This window comes from Pseudomonas sp. SYWMCR5 (assembly GCF_057197165.1).
The window spans coordinates 261,199-276,953 of the sequence record NZ_JBXUNH010000006.1; the positions used below are offsets into that span (position 1 = coordinate 261,199).

General features: G+C 64.6%; 17 protein-coding genes. 7 read left to right on the top strand and 10 right to left on the bottom strand.

Annotation, left to right across the window (positions count from 1 at the left end):
- Window positions 1-300: 300 nt before the first annotated feature.
- Window positions 301-2,364: an AsmA family protein gene (locus AC2CGW_RS17630; protein ID WP_484574360.1), complete on the top strand. Its 2,064-nt coding sequence runs from the start codon at window positions 301-303 to the stop codon at window positions 2,362-2,364.
- 98 nt (window positions 2,365-2,462) lie between these two features.
- Here AC2CGW_RS17630 and AC2CGW_RS17635 read toward each other — a convergent pair whose 3' ends face one another.
- Both AC2CGW_RS17635 and osmE read right to left on the bottom strand, forming a co-directional pair.
- Window positions 2,463-2,993, bottom strand: a complete 531-nt coding sequence (locus AC2CGW_RS17635; RefSeq protein ID WP_186721836.1) for a ferritin-like domain-containing protein — start codon at window positions 2,991-2,993, stop codon at window positions 2,463-2,465.
- Between the two features lie 39 nt (window positions 2,994-3,032).
- Entirely contained in the window at window positions 3,033-3,374 is a 342-nt protein-coding gene (gene osmE / locus AC2CGW_RS17640) for an osmotically-inducible lipoprotein OsmE (protein WP_186665960.1), read from the bottom strand.
- A 134-nt stretch (window positions 3,375-3,508) separates the two neighbouring features.
- Between osmE and AC2CGW_RS17645 the strand changes: the two genes are divergently transcribed.
- The gene (locus tag AC2CGW_RS17645; protein ID WP_484574361.1) at window positions 3,509-4,399 is read left to right on the top strand and encodes an esterase/lipase family protein; all 891 of its coding nucleotides are present in this window, start codon (window positions 3,509-3,511) and stop codon (window positions 4,397-4,399) included.
- Here the strand turns inward: AC2CGW_RS17645 and AC2CGW_RS17650 are convergent.
- Window positions 4,380-5,273, bottom strand: a complete 894-nt coding sequence (locus AC2CGW_RS17650) for a DMT family transporter (protein WP_484574362.1) — start codon at window positions 5,271-5,273, stop codon at window positions 4,380-4,382. The two genes, AC2CGW_RS17645 and AC2CGW_RS17650, sit on opposite strands and share 20 nt — an antisense overlap.
- Window positions 5,274-5,426: 153 nt before the next feature.
- On the opposite strand from AC2CGW_RS17650, the gene AC2CGW_RS17655 reads away from it, so the two are divergent.
- The 3 genes from AC2CGW_RS17655 to AC2CGW_RS17665 all read left to right on the top strand — a co-directional run bounded on the left by AC2CGW_RS17655 (window position 5,427) and on the right by AC2CGW_RS17665 (window position 7,650).
- The gene (locus AC2CGW_RS17655; RefSeq protein ID WP_484574363.1) at window positions 5,427-6,215 is read left to right on the top strand and encodes an AraC family transcriptional regulator; all 789 of its coding nucleotides are present in this window, start codon (window positions 5,427-5,429) and stop codon (window positions 6,213-6,215) included.
- A gap of 63 nt (window positions 6,216-6,278) precedes the next feature.
- A complete protein-coding gene (locus AC2CGW_RS17660) occupies window positions 6,279-6,572 on the top strand; it encodes a PsiF family protein (RefSeq protein WP_484574364.1) in 294 nt (97 codons plus the stop codon).
- Window positions 6,573-6,642: 70 nt separating this feature from the next.
- Complete coding sequence (locus AC2CGW_RS17665; protein WP_054894564.1) at window positions 6,643-7,650, top strand: AI-2E family transporter; 1,008 nt, start codon at window positions 6,643-6,645, stop codon at window positions 7,648-7,650.
- 67 nt (window positions 7,651-7,717) lie between these two features.
- Here AC2CGW_RS17665 and AC2CGW_RS17670 read toward each other — a convergent pair whose 3' ends face one another.
- A complete protein-coding gene (locus AC2CGW_RS17670; protein ID WP_484574365.1) occupies window positions 7,718-8,989 on the bottom strand; it encodes an Hsp70 family protein in 1,272 nt (423 codons plus the stop codon).
- 163 nt (window positions 8,990-9,152) lie between these two features.
- Between AC2CGW_RS17670 and cbpA the strand changes: the two genes are divergently transcribed.
- Both cbpA and AC2CGW_RS17680 read left to right on the top strand, forming a co-directional pair.
- Entirely contained in the window at window positions 9,153-10,106 is a 954-nt protein-coding gene (cbpA, locus tag AC2CGW_RS17675; RefSeq protein ID WP_186665967.1) for a curved DNA-binding protein, read from the top strand.
- Between the two features lie 2 nt (window positions 10,107-10,108).
- Window positions 10,109-10,414 (top strand): chaperone modulator CbpM, encoded by a 306-nt coding sequence (locus tag AC2CGW_RS17680; protein ID WP_186665968.1) that lies wholly within the window; start codon window positions 10,109-10,111, stop codon window positions 10,412-10,414.
- 13 nt (window positions 10,415-10,427) lie between these two features.
- Here the strand turns inward: AC2CGW_RS17680 and AC2CGW_RS17685 are convergent, their stop codons facing one another.
- From AC2CGW_RS17685 to urtB, 6 genes are all read right to left on the bottom strand, one after another.
- Complete coding sequence (locus AC2CGW_RS17685) at window positions 10,428-10,958, bottom strand: GNAT family N-acetyltransferase (RefSeq protein WP_288376576.1); 531 nt, start codon at window positions 10,956-10,958, stop codon at window positions 10,428-10,430.
- A 3-nt stretch (window positions 10,959-10,961) separates the two neighbouring features.
- Window positions 10,962-11,486 (bottom strand): GNAT family N-acetyltransferase, encoded by a 525-nt coding sequence (locus AC2CGW_RS17690; RefSeq protein ID WP_186665970.1) that lies wholly within the window; start codon window positions 11,484-11,486, stop codon window positions 10,962-10,964.
- Window positions 11,487-11,517: 31 nt separating this feature from the next.
- Window positions 11,518-12,216, bottom strand: coding sequence for an urea ABC transporter ATP-binding subunit UrtE (gene urtE, locus AC2CGW_RS17695; protein ID WP_054894570.1), 699 nt, complete (start codon window positions 12,214-12,216; stop codon window positions 11,518-11,520).
- Window positions 12,217-12,333: 117 nt separating this feature from the next.
- Window positions 12,334-13,191 (bottom strand): urea ABC transporter ATP-binding protein UrtD, encoded by an 858-nt coding sequence (urtD, locus tag AC2CGW_RS17700; RefSeq protein WP_186665971.1) that lies wholly within the window; start codon window positions 13,189-13,191, stop codon window positions 12,334-12,336.
- Window positions 13,188-14,267 (bottom strand): urea ABC transporter permease subunit UrtC, encoded by a 1,080-nt coding sequence (gene urtC / locus AC2CGW_RS17705; RefSeq protein ID WP_484574366.1) that lies wholly within the window; start codon window positions 14,265-14,267, stop codon window positions 13,188-13,190. Before urtC ends, urtD begins: the two co-directional genes overlap by 4 nt.
- Complete coding sequence (gene urtB / locus AC2CGW_RS17710) at window positions 14,267-15,754, bottom strand: urea ABC transporter permease subunit UrtB (RefSeq protein WP_484574367.1); 1,488 nt, start codon at window positions 15,752-15,754, stop codon at window positions 14,267-14,269. Before urtB ends, urtC begins: the two co-directional genes overlap by 1 nt.
- Between the last annotated feature and the right edge of the window lies 1 nt (window position 15,755).

The following is a 15,755-nucleotide window of genomic DNA, read 5'->3' on the forward strand; positions in this document are numbered from 1 at the left end:
GGCAATGCTACGCTTGGTAACTCAAGAAAAAAGTTCATATGGCTAATGGTAACAATCGACGGAAATGATGGTTGGGCGCAAAGGCTCTGAATCAATGATTTCGGGGTGATGGGTGGCTACGTGCTACCCCGTTTTGCCGGTAACACCCGGGTCGATTTCATCCCCGAAGCTGAGAATTAGGTCAGGAAAAACTTCGCTATCATTGCTGTCATCGATAAAACCCCTCGGGCTTTCATCAGTCCGAAGTAATGAACGCCTTTGCCGCACCGCTTCAAGTCTTGCAGTCAGGAGAGCCCCGCAATGACGCGCCCCGCCAGAATCTTTACCTGGACCCTCGCTATCCTCGCGGCCTTGCTGGCGATACTGGTGGTGGTGATCGCCACCTTCGACTGGAACCGTATCAAGCCGTTGCTCAACGAGAAGGTCTCCGAGGCCCTGCATCGGCCTTTCGCCATCAATGGCAACCTCGCCGTGCACTGGCAGCGCGAGCCCGATGAGGGCGGCTGGCGCGCCTGGGTGCCGTGGCCGCGCTTCGTGGCCGAAGACCTGACCCTGGGCAATCCCGACTGGCTCAAGGAGCCGCAGATGGTCGGCCTGGAACGTGTCGAGTTTCGCCTGTCGCCGCTACCGCTGTTGTTCCAGCAGATCTCGATCCCGCGCATCGACCTCACCCACCCCACCGCCAGCCTGACCCGCCTGGCCGACGGCCGGGCCAACTGGACCTTCGACTTCGGGCCCAAGGACGAGAACGCCGAACCGTCGAAATGGGTGCTGGATATCGGGGCCATCGGCTTCGACCAAGGCAACGTCACTTTCGACGACCAGACCCTGCAGACCAGCATGAAAGTGCAGATCGACCCGCTGGGCAAGCCGATCCCTTTCAGCGAGATCGTCGGCAAGGCCAGCGCGGAAAAGGCCGGTGGGGCACAGGACTACGCGTTCGGGCTCAAGGCCGCAGGCCGCTACAAGGGCCAGGCAGTGTCCGCGACCGGCAAGATCGGCGGCCTGCTGGCGCTGCAGGACGCCAGGCAGCCATTCCCGTTGCAGGTCGATGCACGCGTGGGCGATACGCACGCAGCGGTCGCCGGCACCTTGACCGATCCACGCAACCTCGGCGCCCTTGACCTGCGCCTGAAGCTTTCCGGCAGCAGCCTGGGCAACCTCTATCCACTGACTGGCGTGACCTTGCCCGATACTCCGGCCTATACCACCGACGGTCATCTCACCGCCAACCTGCACGATCCGCAGGGCGCGCGTTTTCGCTATGAAGGGTTCAACGGCAAGATCGGCGACAGCGACATCCATGGCGACCTGGCCTTCGTCGCCAGCCAGCCACGGCCCAAGCTTTCCGGCAACCTGGTCTCCAACCAGTTGCTGTTCAAGGACCTGGCGCCACTGATCGGCGCCGACTCCAACGCCGAGCAGAAAGCCCGTGGTGGCGCCAGCAAGCAGCCGACCGGCAAGGTGCTGCCGGTAGAGGAGTTCCGCACCGACCGGTGGCGGGCGATGGATGCCGACGTGACGTTCGCCGGCAAGCGCATCGTGCATAGCGAGCAATTGCCGTTCAAGGACCTGTCCGCCCATGTGGTGCTCGAGGACGGCCTGCTGCGCATGGTGCCGCTGCGCTTCGGTGTGGCAGGTGGCAACCTTGACGCCAATATCCGTCTGGACGGTCGCTCGGTGCCGATGCAGGGGCGCGCCCGCCTGACCGCGCGCGGTTTCAAGCTCAAGGAACTGTTCCCCACCTTTGCCCCGATGCAGACCAGTTTCGGTGAGCTGAACGGCGATGCCGACCTGAGCGGACGCGGCAATTCAGTGGCGGCGTTGCTGGGCACCTCCAATGGCGACCTGCGCCTGCTGATCAACGATGGCGCGATCAGCCGCAGCCTGATGGAGATCGCCGGGCTCAACGTCGGCAACTATGTGGTCGACAAGCTGTTCGGTGACGAGGATGTGAAGATCAACTGCGCGGCGGCCGATGTCGGTATCAAGGATGGTTTGGCGACCACGCGGCTGTTCGTGTTCGACACCGAGAACGCGATCATCTACATCAACGGCACGGCGAATTTCGCCAGCGAGCAACTGGACCTGAAGGTCACCCCGGAATCCAAGGGCCTGCGCCTGTTCTCGCTGCGCTCACCGCTGTACGTGCGCGGGCCTTTCGCCAAGCCCAGTGCTGGCGTGCAGGCGGTGCCGCTGGCTTTGCGTGGCGCAGGGATGGTAGCGCTGGGTGTGGCGATCGGGCCGGCCGCCGGGTTGCTGGCGCTGATCGCTCCGAGTGGTGATGTGCCCAACCAGTGCACGCCGCTGCTGGAGCGGATGAAGGCCGGCAAGGCGCCTGCGGCGGTGAAGCCGAAGAAATAACGAGGCGAGGAATTAGGGGGAAATAGAGGGAAAGATACGCGATGGCTTACAGGTTGCTCGCGGACATCCTTGCCGCGAGCGATCCGCACCTGCAGTGCTTACAACCCTTGCAGCAGGTCCGACATATCGTCGGCGTGTTCTTCTTCCTGGGCCAGGATGTCCTCAAAGATACGACGGGTGGTCGGGTCCTTGTCACCGATGTACTGGATGATCTCGCGGTAGCTGTCGATGGCGATACGCTCGGCGACCAGGTCTTCGAGCACCATCTCCTTGAGATTGCTGCCGGCCACGTACTGCGCGTGGGAGTTCTTGCTCAGGTTGTCCGGGTTGAAATCCGGCTCGCCGCCCAGTTGGACGATCCGCTCGGCCAGCTTGTCGGCGTGTTCGGACTCCTGGTTCGCGTGCTCGAGAAACTCCTCGGCGGCGACACTGGCCTTGATACCGCTGGCCATGAAGTAGTGGCGCTTGTAGCGCAGGGTGCAGACCAGCTCGGTGGCCAGCGACTCGTTCAGCAGGCGGATGATTTCCTGGCGGTCGGCGTTGTAGCCCTCGGTGACCGCGCCTTGCTCGACATGCTGGCGCGCGCGCTGGCGCAAGGTGTTGATATCGGTCAGTTCAACGTTGCTCATGACTCTCTCCATACAGATCAGGGGTTGGGGCGGGAGGGCTCACTGGCCGGGGACGGCCTTGCGGTCCTCTTCTCGTTGCTTGCACGTCTTGAAGCCTTTGGCATCGACATGGCCGCTGGCGTCGAAGCGCACGTAGTAGGGCTGCTGCTTGCCATCCTTGTAGAGGATGTAGTCGTTGCAGATCCCGCCGTTGGGCAGGTCGCTCATGTTCGACGGGCTGCCGCCGATGGCGATGACCTTTTGCGTGGTCATGCCGTGCTCGACCTGCTTGACCAGCGGCTCGTCGCGGTAGGTCACGTAGTCCACCGGGTTCTCCGGGCGACTGCCGCAGGCGGCGAGGGTCGTGCTTGCGACAAGAATGGCCAGGATCGCTTTGTTCATGGTTCCGCTCCTTGCAGAAGGTCCGTTGCGGGTAGCTGTTAAGGTTGGAACCGCACGGCGCGTCAGGAGTTCGATTCATCAAGCGAAGCGGCGACTACTCTGAGAAGGGCAGGGTTCAGGGAGAGAAATGGCAGATGGCAAACGAACTGGCCACACGCTACCCGCTGGTGCTGGTGCCGGGCATGCTCGGTTTCGTGCGGTTGCTGCTCTATCCGTACTGGTTCGGCATCGTCCCGGCGTTGCGCCGGGGCGGGGCGCAGGTGTTTGCAGTGCAGGTCTCGCCGCTGCATTCCAGCGAGGTGCGTGGCGAGCAGTTGCTGGCGATCATCGAAGACATCTGCCAGCGCACCGGGGCAGACAAGGTCAATCTCATCGGCCACAGCCAGGGTGCGTTGAGTGCGCGCTATGCCGCGGCCTGCAGGCCCGGGCGGGTGGCGTCGGTGACCTCGGTGGCCGGCCCCAACCAGGGCTCGGAACTTGCCGATTATCTCGAACGCAGCGCCCCTGGCGACTCGGCCCGGGGGCGCCTGCTCAAGGCTGCGCTGCATGGCCTGGCGCTGCTGCTGGTGTGGCTGGAGACCGGCTGGCGCCGTGATCCGCTACCCATCGATGTGCATGCCTCGCATCAGTCGCTGACCTGTTCGGGCGTGGCGCTGTTCAACCAGGCGTATCCGCAGGGATTGCCGCAGCACTGGGGCGGCGAGGGGGCCGCCGAGGTCGGTGGCGTGCGCTATTACTCCTGGTCCGGCATCCTGCAGCCCGGGCGTACCGACAACGGCTGGAACCGCTTCGATGGCAGCAACCGGTTCTGCCGCCTGTTCGCCCGCAGTTTTACCCGCGAGAAAGGCCAGTGCGATGGCATGGTCGGGCGTTGCAGTTCGCACCTGGGCCAGGTGATCGGCGACGATTACCCGCTCGATCACCTGGACATCGTCAACCAGCAGTTCGGTGCCGTGGGCAAGGGCGTCGACCCGGTGCGCCTGTTCACCGAGCACGCTGCCCGACTCAAGGCTGCCGGGCTGTAGGCGCGCGGCGCACGGGGGTGGTCCAGCGTTCGGCGAGGATGACCCCGGCCAGTGTCAGCAGGCCGCCATACAAGTGATAGCTGGCCAACTGCTCGTTCAGGACCCCGGCGGCGATCACGGCAGTCACCACCGGCAACAGGTTGAAGAACAGGGTCGTGCGGGTCGGCCCGAGCCTGTGCACGGCCTGCATCCAGAACTGCGGCGCGATCATCGACGCCAGCACACAGGCGTACAGCACCAGGCCGATATTGTTCGCGGTCAGCCCGGTCTTCTCTGACAGCAGGTACATCGGCAGCAGTACCAGGATCGCCATCCAGATCTGCATGTACAGCAGTTGCATCTGTGGCAGGCGCAATTGCCATTTCTTCAGCAGCACGCTGTACAGGGCGTAGGCGAAGGTGGCTACCAGCATCAGCAGGTCACCGCCATTGAGCCCTTGGTGCAGCAGCGCGCCGGGGTTGCCGGCGGACACCACCTCCAGCACGCCGGAGAACGACACCAGGGCGCCGAGCGAGGCGCCGTAGGTCAGGCGCTGGCCGAGCCAGGCGATCGACAGGGCCAGCGACATCAGCGGCATCAGCGAGAGGATGATGCCCATGTTGGTGGCACTGGTTATGCCGGCGGCGAAGTAGGCCATGCTCTGGTACATGACCATGCCCAGCACGCCGAGGACGAACAGCTTGCCCAACTGCGCACGGATCGCCGCGCGGTTGCGCCACACCTGCGGCAGCAGGAACGGGGTGAGCAGCAGGCCGGCGAGCAGCCAGCGGTAGAAGCCGATCTCGGCGGGAAAGATCGCTCCAGCGGACATCTTGGTGACGACGGTGTTGCCGGCCCAGATAAGAATCGCCAGGACGGGGAAGCTGTAGTTCATGAGGCTTTGACTCGTGGGAATTGCTGTTTCGGTGCGGGCTTTTGCGGGAGTGAGGTTGTCCGCGAAAAACCACCGCAGATGCTCGCCATTATCCACTGTCTGTCTGCAAGGCTATACTCCCATCCAGACAACTCACCCTATGAAGCAGACAGCATGTCCGCCAAATACCTCGACCATCCCCGTTTCCCCGAGCTCCCGGCCCCGGTGTACTTTCGCTACGACGAGTTCGGCGCCGACACGGTCAGCGCCCCGCACTTTCATCCGTGGGGCCAGCTCAACTATGCCGCCCACGGCGTCATGCACCTGGATGTTGACGGCCAGCGTTTCATCTCGCCGCCAAACCATGCGGTCTGGGTGCCGCCTGACCGTGAACACGGTTGCTACAACCCGCAGGCCGTCGTGTTCCGCTCGGTCTATCTCGACCGCAGCCTGTGCGCCGAGCTGCCTTCCCAGCCCTGCAGCCTGGCGATCAGCGACATCCTCAAGGCGATCCTCGGCGACTTCGCCCGTCGTGACCTCAAGATCGCCCAGGACGAACGCGACCAGCGTCTGGTCCAGGTACTGCTCGACCAACTGCTGCTGGCACCCACGCAAACCTGCTACCTGCCTTTCGCCCGCAGCGACGGCCTGCGTCAGGTGCTCGAGGCCCTGCACGCCGAACCCGGCGACAACCGCCCGCTCGGCCACTGGGCGGGGCTGGTGCATGTCAGCGAGCGTACCCTGGCCCGCCAGTTCATCCGCGAACTGGGCATGAGCTTTGGTGAGTGGCGCCTGCGCCTGCGCTTTCTGCGCGCCATCGAAGCGCTGGAGACCGGCACGCCGATCCAGAGCATCGCCTTCGACCTGGGCTACAGCAGTGCCTCGGCGTTCATCGCCATGTTCCAGCGCCAGGCCCGATGCACGCCGGAGCAGTACCGGCGGCGGGCGCGGGCAGGGATGTAAGAATTCTTGTCTACACTCTGCACGACGACCGTGCATCCGGCGCGGCGACAAGGAGACCACTCCATGAAGATGCTGCACGTTTCATTGCTGGTACTGGGGATGTCGATCGTCGGCCAGGGATTCGCCGCCACCCCGCAACAGGAAAAGATGAAGACCTGCAACGCGGACGCGACCGCCAAGGCGCTCAAGGGTGACGAGCGCAAGGCGTTCATGAGCACCTGCCTGAAAAAAGCCGAGCCTGCCAAGCCAACCACGCCGCAGGAGCGCATGAAGGCCTGTAACGCCGACCCGAAAGCCACGGCGCTCAAGGGCGACGAGCGCAAGGCATTCATGAGCGAATGCTTGAAGAAGAAGTGACCTGCGCCTATGCCTGTCGCCTGAAGGCTGGCAGACTGCGGGTCTTTCCGCTGTCTGCCGCCGAGGCTGTATGACTTTCACCCCCCGCCAGATCACCCTGGCCAGCTGCATCATCGTCGTTGCCGGCCTGCTCCTGGCGTTGCCCCTCAAGCTGTTGCCGAGCCTGCTCGCGGGCCTGCTGGTGTTCGAGCTGGTGAACATGCTCACCCCGCGCCTGCAGCCGCTGATCGCCGGGCAACGGGCGCGCTGGCTGGCGGTAGCGCTGCTCGGCACCCTGGTGGTGAGCACACTGACTTTGCTGATTGCCGGGGCTTTCAGCTTTCTGCTGCACGAAGCCGAAAACCCTGGCGCCTCGCTGGACAAGTTCATGGGCCTGGTGGAGCGCGCCCGGGGGCAGTTGCCGCCGTTCATCGAGGGCTACCTGCCGGCCAGCGCGGCAGAGTTCAAGGTGGCCATCGGCGACTGGATCCGCAGCCACCTGAGCGACCTGCAACTAGTGGGCAAGGGCATGGCGCACATGTTCGTGACCTTGCTGATCGGCATGATCCTTGGTGCGATCATCGCCTTGCAGCGGCTGCCCGACCTGTCCCGACGCAAGCCGCTGGCCGCCGCGCTGTTCGAGCGCCTGAGCCTGCTGGTGCAGGCGTTTCGCAACATCGTCTTCGCGCAGATCAAGATCTCGCTGCTCAACACGGCGTTCACCGGCATCTTCCTCGCCGTGGTGCTGCCGCTGTTCGACGTGCACCTGCCGCTGACCAAGACCCTGATCGTACTGACCTTCCTGCTCGGGCTGTTGCCAGTGATCGGCAACCTGATGTCCAACACCCTGATCACCATCGTCGGGCTGTCGCTGTCGATCTGGGTGGCGGCGGCGGCGCTGGGCTACCTGATCGTCATCCACAAGGTCGAGTATTTCCTCAACGCGCGGATCGTCGGTGGGCAGATCAGGGCCAAGTCGTGGGAACTGTTGCTGGCGATGCTGGTGTTCGAAGCGGCGTTCGGCTTGCCGGGGGTGGTGGCGGGGCCGATCTACTATGCCTACCTGAAGAGTGAGCTCAGGCGGATGGAGCTGGTCTGAGGGGGGCTTGAAATTGTACTGGCCTCTTCGCGGGTAAACCCGCGAAGAGGCCAGTACAGGCAAAGGATCAAATTGTCCCGTAACGCTTGCGCGCCTCGATGGCCAGCCCGCTGCCAATGCTGCCGAAGATATTGCCTTCCACATGCCGCGCATTGGGCAGCATCGCCGCAACGCTGTTGCGCAGCGCCGGAATACCGCTCGAACCCCCGGTGAAGAACACCGTATCCACCTGCGCTTCACTGACCCCAGCCTTGGCCAGCAGCTCGCTGACACTGCCACGGACCCGCTGCAGCAGGCCGTCGATGGCGTCCTCGAACAGGCCGCGGGTCAGGTCCGCCGCCAGGCCCGGCTCGACCCGGCCCAGGTCGATGCGCCGACTGGCCTGGTCGGTCAGCTCGATCTTGCTGGCCTCCACTTCCATCGCCAGCCAGTGCCCGGCGCGCTGTTCGATCAGGTTGAACAGGCGGTCGATGCCCAGCGCATCCTCGATGTCGTAGCGCATGCTGCCCAGGGCCAGTTGCGACTTTTGCGAATACAGGGCGTTGATGGTGTGCCAGGTCGCCAGGTTCAGGTGGTAGCTGGTCGGCATCAGCGCGCCGCTCTTCATCCGGCTGCCATAACCGAACAGCGGCATCACGCCCTGCAGGCTCAGTTGCTTGTCGAAGTCGGTTCCGCCGATGTGCACGCCGCCGGTGGCGAGGATGTCATCCTGGCGCTCATCGACCAGGTGGCGCTCGGGCGACAGGCGGATCAGGGTAAAGTCCGAAGTACCGCCGCCGATATCGACGATGAGCACCAGCTCTTCGCGGCTGATGCCCGATTCATAGTCGAAGGCTGCGGCGATCGGTTCGTACTGGAACGACACGTCCTTGAAGCCGATCTTGCGCGCTACTTCGGCGAGGGTATCCTCGGCCTCCTGGTCGGCCGCCGGGTCTTCATCGACGAAGAACGCCGGGCGGCCCAGCACCACCTGGTCGAAGCTGCGCCCGGCATTGGCCTCGGCGCGTTTCTTCAGCTCGCCGATGAACATGCCCAGCAGATCCTTGAACGGCAGGGCGCTGCCCAGCACGCTGGTGTCGTGCTTGATCAGCTTGGAGCCCAGCAGGCTCTTGAGCGAGCGCATCAGGCGGCCTTCGTAGCCTTCCAGGTACTCGTGCAGGGCCAGGCGGCCGTAGACCGGGCGCCGCTCCTCGATGTTGAAGAACACCACCGACGGCAGGGTGATCTTGCCCTCTTCCAGGGCGATCAGCGATTCGACGCCAGGGCGGTGCCAACCCACCGTGGAGTTGGAGGTGCCGAAGTCGATGCCAAGGGCGCGAGCCGGGGATAGGTCAGACATGGGGAGGGGCTTCCGGAGGCCAAACGGCCGCGCAGTTTATGCCAGTGGCCGACAGAATCAAGACCGATCGTCTGCCATAAGACAAACCCAAGCGAACCTTGAAAGGCTATGCTTGACCCCAATCTTCAGATGCAACACGAAAATTCCTACTGGTGATCCTTAGATGGACTTCAAAGACTATTACAAGATACTCGGCGTCGAGCCCAGCGCGGACGAGAAGGCGATCAAGGCCGCGTACCGCAAGCTGGCGCGCAAGTATCACCCTGACGTCAGCAAGGAACGTGACGCCGAGGACAAGTTCAAGGAGGCCAACGAGGCCTACGAAGTGCTGGGCGATGCGCAGAAACGCGCCGAATTCGACGAGATCCGCAAGTACGGCGGCCAGCATGGCCGGCCGTTCCAGGCGCCGCCAGGCTGGGAAAGCCGCGGCGGTGGTGGCGGCTTCGAGGGCGGCGATTTCTCTGACTTCTTCAGCTCGATCTTCGGTGCCCGTGGCGGCAATCCCTTTGGCGGCGCACGCGGCCAGCAGCGCAGTGCCGGCAGGCGAGGGCAGGACGTGGAACTGGAACTGGCGGTCTTTCTCGAAGAGACCCTGAGCAAGGAATCCAAGCAGATCAGTTTCCAGGTCCCGCAGACCAACGCTGCCGGGCAGCGCACCGGTTTCACCACCAAGACGCTGAACGTGAAGATCCCCGCCGGAGTGACCGATGGCGAGCGCATCCGCCTCAAGGGCCAGGGCGCTCCGGGCGTGGGCGGTGGCGCCAACGGCGACCTGTTCCTGACCATCCGCATGGCGCCGCACCCGCTGTTCGATGTCGAAGGTCACGACCTGATCATCACCGTGCCGCTGGCCCCCTGGGAGGCGGCGCTGGGGACCAAGGTGGCGGTACCGACACTGACCGGCAAGATCAACCTGACCATCCGCCCCGACAGCCAGAGCGGGCAGCGCCTGCGGGTCAAGGGCATGGGCCTTGCGAACAAGCAGGGCGAGCGTGGCGATCTCTACGCCCAGCTCAAGGTGGTCATGCCGAGCACCTCCGATGCGACCACTCGCGAACTGTGGACCAAACTCTCCGAGAAGGCCGCGTTCAACCCGAGGACACAATGGAGTAAGTGACCATGAGCAGCACCCTGATCGTTCAACTGGACATGCGAACCTTGTGTCAGGAGGCCGATGTCACGGCCGACTGTGTGATCGAAATCGTCGAGCACGGCATTGTCGAACCCTCCGGGCGCACCCCGGAGGACTGGTTATTCGACGATCAGGCGCCGCTGCTGGCCAAGCGTGCGGCAAAGCTGCACCAGGAGCTGGAACTGGAGTGGGAAGGGGTGGCGCTGGCGCTGGAGTTGCTGCAGGAAGTGCAGCAGTTGCGCAGTGAGAACAGTATGTTGAGGCAGCGTTTGGGGCGGTTTACCCAGATGTAGAACTGCGGTGTTTTCAAGCGCCAGCCAGCACCTTGTAATACAGCGCCGTCGCCCGATACACACCGTCCGGGCCGCAGGCATAGTCGGGGATCTCCCCGGCCTTGTCATACCCCAGTGCCCGGTAGAACCCCTCGGCACCCGACCCTGCCTCGGTGTCCAGGTACAGCATCCCGCGGTTCAGACGTCGGGCATCGGCCTCCAGCGCCGCTATCAACTGTTGCCCCAGCCCACGCCGCCTGGCACGGCTGTGCACCAGCAGCTTCTGCACCTCGGCGCGGTTCAGACCGTTGGGTTTCAGACACAGCCCCAACTGCACGCTGGCCAGCACCTCCTGCCCCTGGGCGATCACCCAGAGCAACTGCTCACCGCTGACAAGCCGGCTGCGAACCTCAGCGAAATACGCAAGCGCCTGGGCCTCGTCGATGTCCGCCAGAAACCCTACCGAAGCCCCATTGCGTACCGCATCGAGCAACAGCGCCACCAGGCTGTCGCGATAGTAGGTCAGGCTCTCGTGGGTGACGCGCTGTAGCTGGGCGGCGTTCATGAATCAGTCCTTTCGAGGTGGTTCGCGGTTGTCGTCCAACGCCAGTTGCATGAACGTCAGGTCGAGCCAGCGACCGAATTTCACCCCCACCTGGGCCATTTGCCCGGTCGTGACGAAACCCAGCCGCTCATGCAGACGGATCGAGGCAGCGTTGCCGCTCTCGATGGCCGCGACCATCATGTGCTTGCCGCACTGTCGGGCGCGTTCGACCAGCGCCTGCATCAGCACCGGGCCCAGGCCCTTGCCACGCTGGTCGCCGCGGATGTACACCGAGTGTTCGACCGTGAGGCGAAAACCTTCGAACGGCCGCCAGTCGCCAAACGAGGCGTAGCCCAGTACGCCGGTTGCGTCGGCCGCGACCAGGATCGGGTAACCCTGCTCGGCGCGGGCGGCGAACCAGGCCTGGCGGTTGGCCAGGTCGACCGGGGTTTCGTTCCAGATCGCCGTGGTGTTGCGCACGGCGTCGTTGTAGATGTCGAGGATGCCCGCCACGTCGTCGGGTAGGGCATCACGGATCAGGTAGCTCATGGCAGTGTCTTCGCGAAGTCGATGCTGCAGATTAAATGGTTACCAGCCCGCGCACACCTTCGGCCTGCATGTTTTCGCCGCGGCCACGCTGGACGATTTCACCTCGGGCCATGACCAGGTACTGGTCGGCCAGCTCCTCGGCAAAGTCGTAGAACTGCTCGACCAGCAGGATGGCCATGTCGCCGCGCTGGGCCAGGCTGCGGATGACCGCGCCGATTTCCTTGATCACCGACGGCTGGATGCCTTCGGTGGGTTCATCGAGGATCAGCAGGCGCGGGCGGCTGGCCAGGGCGCGACCGATCGCCAGCTGTTGCTGCTGGCCGCCGGAGAGGTCGCCGCCACGGCGCTGCTTCATCTGCTCGAGCACCGGAAACAGCTCGTAGATGAACGCCGGCACTTCCCGCGCCTCGCGGGCGCTGAAGCGCGACAGGCCCATCAGCAGGTTTTCCTCCACGGTCAGGCGCGGGAATATCTCGCGGCCCTGAGGCACGTAGGCGATGCCGGCATGCACCCGCTGCTGGGGCTTGAGCGCGGTGATCGGCTTGCCCTCCCACTCGATGCTGCCTTCGCGGGCGGGGACCAGGCCCATCAGGCAGCGCAGCAGGGTGGTCTTGCCCACACCATTGCGGCCCAGCAGGCAGGTGACTTCGCCGATCCTGGCTTCGAACGACAGGCCTCGGAGGATGTGGCTGCCGCCGTAGTACTGGTGCAGGGTGTCGATCTTGAGCATGTTTGGTTCCTGACAATTCTGCTTTGACTGTGCCGGCCCTTTCGCGGGCAAGCCCGCTCCTACAGGGATCACGCTGTCCTTGTGGGAGCGCGAAAAGGCCGACACAACTCCCTCTGTTCAACGACCGAGATACACCTCGACCACCCGCTCATCCGCCTGTACCTGCGCAAGTGACCCCTCGGCCAGCACCGAGCCTTGGTGCAGCACCGTCACATGGTCGGCAATGCTGCCGACGAAGCCCATGTCGTGCTCCACCACCATCAGCGAATGCGTGCCCGCCAGGCCCTTGAACAGCTCGGCGGTGAATTCGGTCTCGGCGTCGGTCATGCCCGCAACCGGCTCATCGAGCAGCAGCAACTGCGGCTCCTGCACCAGCAGCATGGCGATCTCCAGGAACTGCTTCTGGCCATGGGACAGCAGCCCGGCCTGGCGCGAGGCCAGGCTGTTCAGGCGCACGGTCGTCAGCACGTGCTCTATCCGTTCACGCTGCTCGCCGGTCAAGCGCGCCGCGAGGCTGGCCCAGACCGACTTGTCGGCCTTGAGCGCCAACTCGAGGTTTTCATGCACGCTCAGCGCCTCGAACACCGTTGGCTTCTGGAATTTGCGGCCGATGCCCGCCTGGGCGATCTGGTACTCGCTCATGCGGGTCAGGTCCAGGGTATCGCCAAAGAACGCACTGCCGGTGTCGGGGCGGGTCTTGCCGGTGATCACGTCCATCATCGTGGTCTTGCCCGCGCCATTGGGGCCGATGATGCAGCGCAGTTCGCCGACGCCGATGTACAGGTTGAGCGCGTTGAGCGCCTTGAAACCGTCGAAGCTGACGCTGATGTCTTCAAGGCTCAGCACCGTGCCGTGGCGGGTGTCGAGCCCGGCCTTGCGCGGCTGGCCCAGGCCGATGGCGTCGCGGCCAGTGCCAACCTGGTCGAAGACCGGCTCCAGCATGAATTCCGGATGAACCGCAGGGATGCCTCTCATGGCTGGCTCCTTTTCTTCAGCAACCCGACCACGCCCTTGGGCAGGTACAGGGTGACCAGGATGAACAGTGCGCCGAGGAAGAACAGCCAGAACTCCGGGAAGGCCACGGTGAACCAGCTCTTCATGCCATTGACCAGGCCGGCGCCAAGCAGCGGGCCGATCAGCGTGCCGCGCCCGCCCAGGGCAACCCAGACGGCGGCTTCGATGGAGTTGGTCGGCGACATCTCGCTGGGGTTGATGATGCCCACCTGCGGCACGTACAGCGCCCCGGCCAGGCCGCACAGCACGGCGCTGAGCACCCACACCAGCAGCTTGAAGCCGCGTGGGTCGTAACCGCAGAACATCAGGCGGTTCTCGGCGTCGCGCAGCGCGGTGAGCAGGCGCCCGAACTTGCTGCGCGTCAGCCGCCAGCACAGGTACAGGCTGCCCAGCAGCAGTGCGACAGTGAGCAGGAACAGCACCGCGCGGGTGCCCGGCGCGGTGATCTCGAAGCCCAGGATGGTGCGGAAGCTGGTGAAGCCGTTGTTGCCACCGAACCCGGTTTCGTTGCGGAAGAACAGCAGCATCCCGGCAAAGGTCAGGGCCTGGGTCATGATCGAGAAGTACACGCCCTTGATCCGCGAGCGGAAGGCGAACCAGCCGAACACCAGTGCCAGCATCCCCGGCGCCAGTACCGCCAGGCACAGCGCCCAGGAGAAATGCTGGGTGCCGGCCCAGTACCAGGGCAGCTCGCTCCACGACAGGAAGGTCATGAAGCCCGGCAGGCCGTCGCCGGCCGCCTGGCGCATCAGGTACATGCCCATGGCGTAGCCGCCGAGGGCGAAGAACAGGCCGTGGCCCAGCGACAGCAGCCCGGCGTAGCCCCAGACCAGGTCCAGCGCGAGGGCGACGATGGCGTAGCAAAGGATCTTGCCGACCAGGGTCAGGGTGTAGGCCGAGACCTGCAGAGCATGGCCATCAGGCAGCAGCGACAGCAGCGGCAGGGCCAGCAGTGCCAGGACGACGACAACGCCGATGGCCATCGACAGCCGGGGGCCGGCCTTTTGTGTGGCAGTGACAAGCAGTGGCTGGTTCATCAGTCGATTACCCGTCCCTTGAGGGCGAACAGGCCTTGCGGGCGTTTCTGGATGAACAGAATGATCAGCGCAAGGATGAGGATCTTGCCGAGTACCGCACCGATCTGCGGCTCCAGCAGCTTGTTGGCGATACCCAACCCGAAGGCGGCCCAGAGGCTGCCGGCCAGTTGCCCGACCCCGCCGAGCACCACCACCAGGAAGGAGTCGATGATGTAGCTCTGGCCCAGGTCAGGGCCGACGTTGCCGACCTGGCTCAGGGCGACCCCGCCCAGCCCGGCGATACCCGAGCCCAGGCCGAAGGCGAGCATGTCGACGCGCCCGGTGGACACCCCGCAGCAGGCCGCCATGTTGCGATTCTGCGTGACCGCGCGCACGTTCAGCCCCAGCCGCGTGCGGTTGAGCAACAGCCAGGTGAGCAGCACCACCGCCAGGGCGAAGCCGATGATCACCAGGCGGTTGTACGGCAGCACCAGGTTGGGCAGCACCTGGATGCCGCCAGACAACCACGCCGGGTTGCTCACCTCGACGTTCTGCGCGCCGAACAACAGGCGTACCGCCTGGATCAGGATCAGGCTGATGCCCCAGGTCGCCAGCAGGGTTTCCAGCGGGCGACCGTACAGATGGCGGATCACCGTGCGCTCCAGCGCCATGCCGATGCCGGCACTGACGGCGAAGGCTACCGGCAGCGCGATCAGCGGGTAGAACTCGATCGCGCCTGGGGCATAGCGCTGCACCAGCACCTGCACCAGGTAGGTGCTGTAGGCGCCGAGCATCAGCATCTCGCCGTGGGCCATGTTGATCACCCCGAGCAGGCCGAAGGTGATCGCCAGGCCCAGGGCCGCCAGCAGCAGGATCGAACCCAGCGACAGGCCGCTGAACGCCTGGCCGAGGATTTCACCGAACAGCAGCTTGCGCTGCACTTGGGCCAGGCTGGTCTCGGCGGCGGTGCGCACTCCGGCGTCGGGTTCTGCGCCAGGCTGCAACAGAGCTTCCAGACGGGTACGTGCCAGCGGGTCGCCGGTTTCCCCGAGCAGGCGCACTGCGGCCAGGCGTACCCGAGGTTCGCTGGCGCCCAGTTGCAGGTTGGCCAGGGCAAGGCCCAGGGCGGCGTGCACGGCGGCGTCCGGCTCGCTGGCGAAGGTACGGTCGAGCAGCGCCATTTGCGCCGGTTGCGCGCTCTTTTGCAGTTGCCGTGCTGCGGCCAGACGCACGCTGCTGTCGGCGCTGAGCAACTGATGGCTGGCCAGGGCGTTGTCGATCAGGCTGCGCAGGCGATTGTTCAGGCGCAGCTTGCGCGTGTCGTCTTCGGCGATGCGCCCTTCGCGCAGGTTTTCCAGCAGCGCCAGGCGGGCCGGTTCGGGTTGTGCGGCCCAGCCTTCGAGCAGGCTGGCCTGTTCGGCGGGCTTGGCACCGAGGAAGAATTCGCCCTCGCTGGCTTGGGTGGCCAGAGGCAGGAGCAGCAGGAGGGAGAGCAGGAGTCTGAACATG

Excerpts from the sequence above, each read along its gene's own strand:
- AC2CGW_RS17630 (WP_484574360.1), top strand. The coding sequence starts at position 301 with ATGACGCGCCCCGCCAGAATCTTTACCTGGACCCTCGCTATCCTCGCG.
- AC2CGW_RS17635 (WP_186721836.1), bottom strand. The coding sequence starts at position 2,993 with ATGAGCAACGTTGAACTGACCGATATCAACACCTTGCGCCAGCGCGCG.
- osmE (WP_186665960.1), bottom strand. The coding sequence starts at position 3,374 with ATGAACAAAGCGATCCTGGCCATTCTTGTCGCAAGCACGACCCTCGCC.
- AC2CGW_RS17645 (WP_484574361.1), top strand. The coding sequence starts at position 3,509 with ATGGCAAACGAACTGGCCACACGCTACCCGCTGGTGCTGGTGCCGGGC.
- AC2CGW_RS17650 (WP_484574362.1), bottom strand. The coding sequence starts at position 5,273 with ATGAACTACAGCTTCCCCGTCCTGGCGATTCTTATCTGGGCCGGCAAC.
- AC2CGW_RS17655 (WP_484574363.1), top strand. The coding sequence starts at position 5,427 with ATGTCCGCCAAATACCTCGACCATCCCCGTTTCCCCGAGCTCCCGGCC.
- AC2CGW_RS17660 (WP_484574364.1), top strand. The coding sequence starts at position 6,279 with ATGAAGATGCTGCACGTTTCATTGCTGGTACTGGGGATGTCGATCGTC.
- AC2CGW_RS17665 (WP_054894564.1), top strand. The coding sequence starts at position 6,643 with ATGACTTTCACCCCCCGCCAGATCACCCTGGCCAGCTGCATCATCGTC.
- AC2CGW_RS17670 (WP_484574365.1), bottom strand. The coding sequence starts at position 8,989 with ATGTCTGACCTATCCCCGGCTCGCGCCCTTGGCATCGACTTCGGCACC.
- cbpA (WP_186665967.1), top strand. The coding sequence starts at position 9,153 with ATGGACTTCAAAGACTATTACAAGATACTCGGCGTCGAGCCCAGCGCG.
- AC2CGW_RS17680 (WP_186665968.1), top strand. The coding sequence starts at position 10,109 with ATGAGCAGCACCCTGATCGTTCAACTGGACATGCGAACCTTGTGTCAG.
- AC2CGW_RS17685 (WP_288376576.1), bottom strand. The coding sequence starts at position 10,958 with ATGAACGCCGCCCAGCTACAGCGCGTCACCCACGAGAGCCTGACCTAC.
- AC2CGW_RS17690 (WP_186665970.1), bottom strand. The coding sequence starts at position 11,486 with ATGAGCTACCTGATCCGTGATGCCCTACCCGACGACGTGGCGGGCATC.
- urtE (WP_054894570.1), bottom strand. The coding sequence starts at position 12,216 with ATGCTCAAGATCGACACCCTGCACCAGTACTACGGCGGCAGCCACATC.
- urtD (WP_186665971.1), bottom strand. The coding sequence starts at position 13,191 with ATGAGAGGCATCCCTGCGGTTCATCCGGAATTCATGCTGGAGCCGGTC.
- urtC (WP_484574366.1), bottom strand. The coding sequence starts at position 14,267 with ATGAACCAGCCACTGCTTGTCACTGCCACACAAAAGGCCGGCCCCCGG.
- urtB (WP_484574367.1), bottom strand. The coding sequence starts at position 15,754 with ATGTTCAGACTCCTGCTCTCCCTCCTGCTGCTCCTGCCTCTGGCCACC.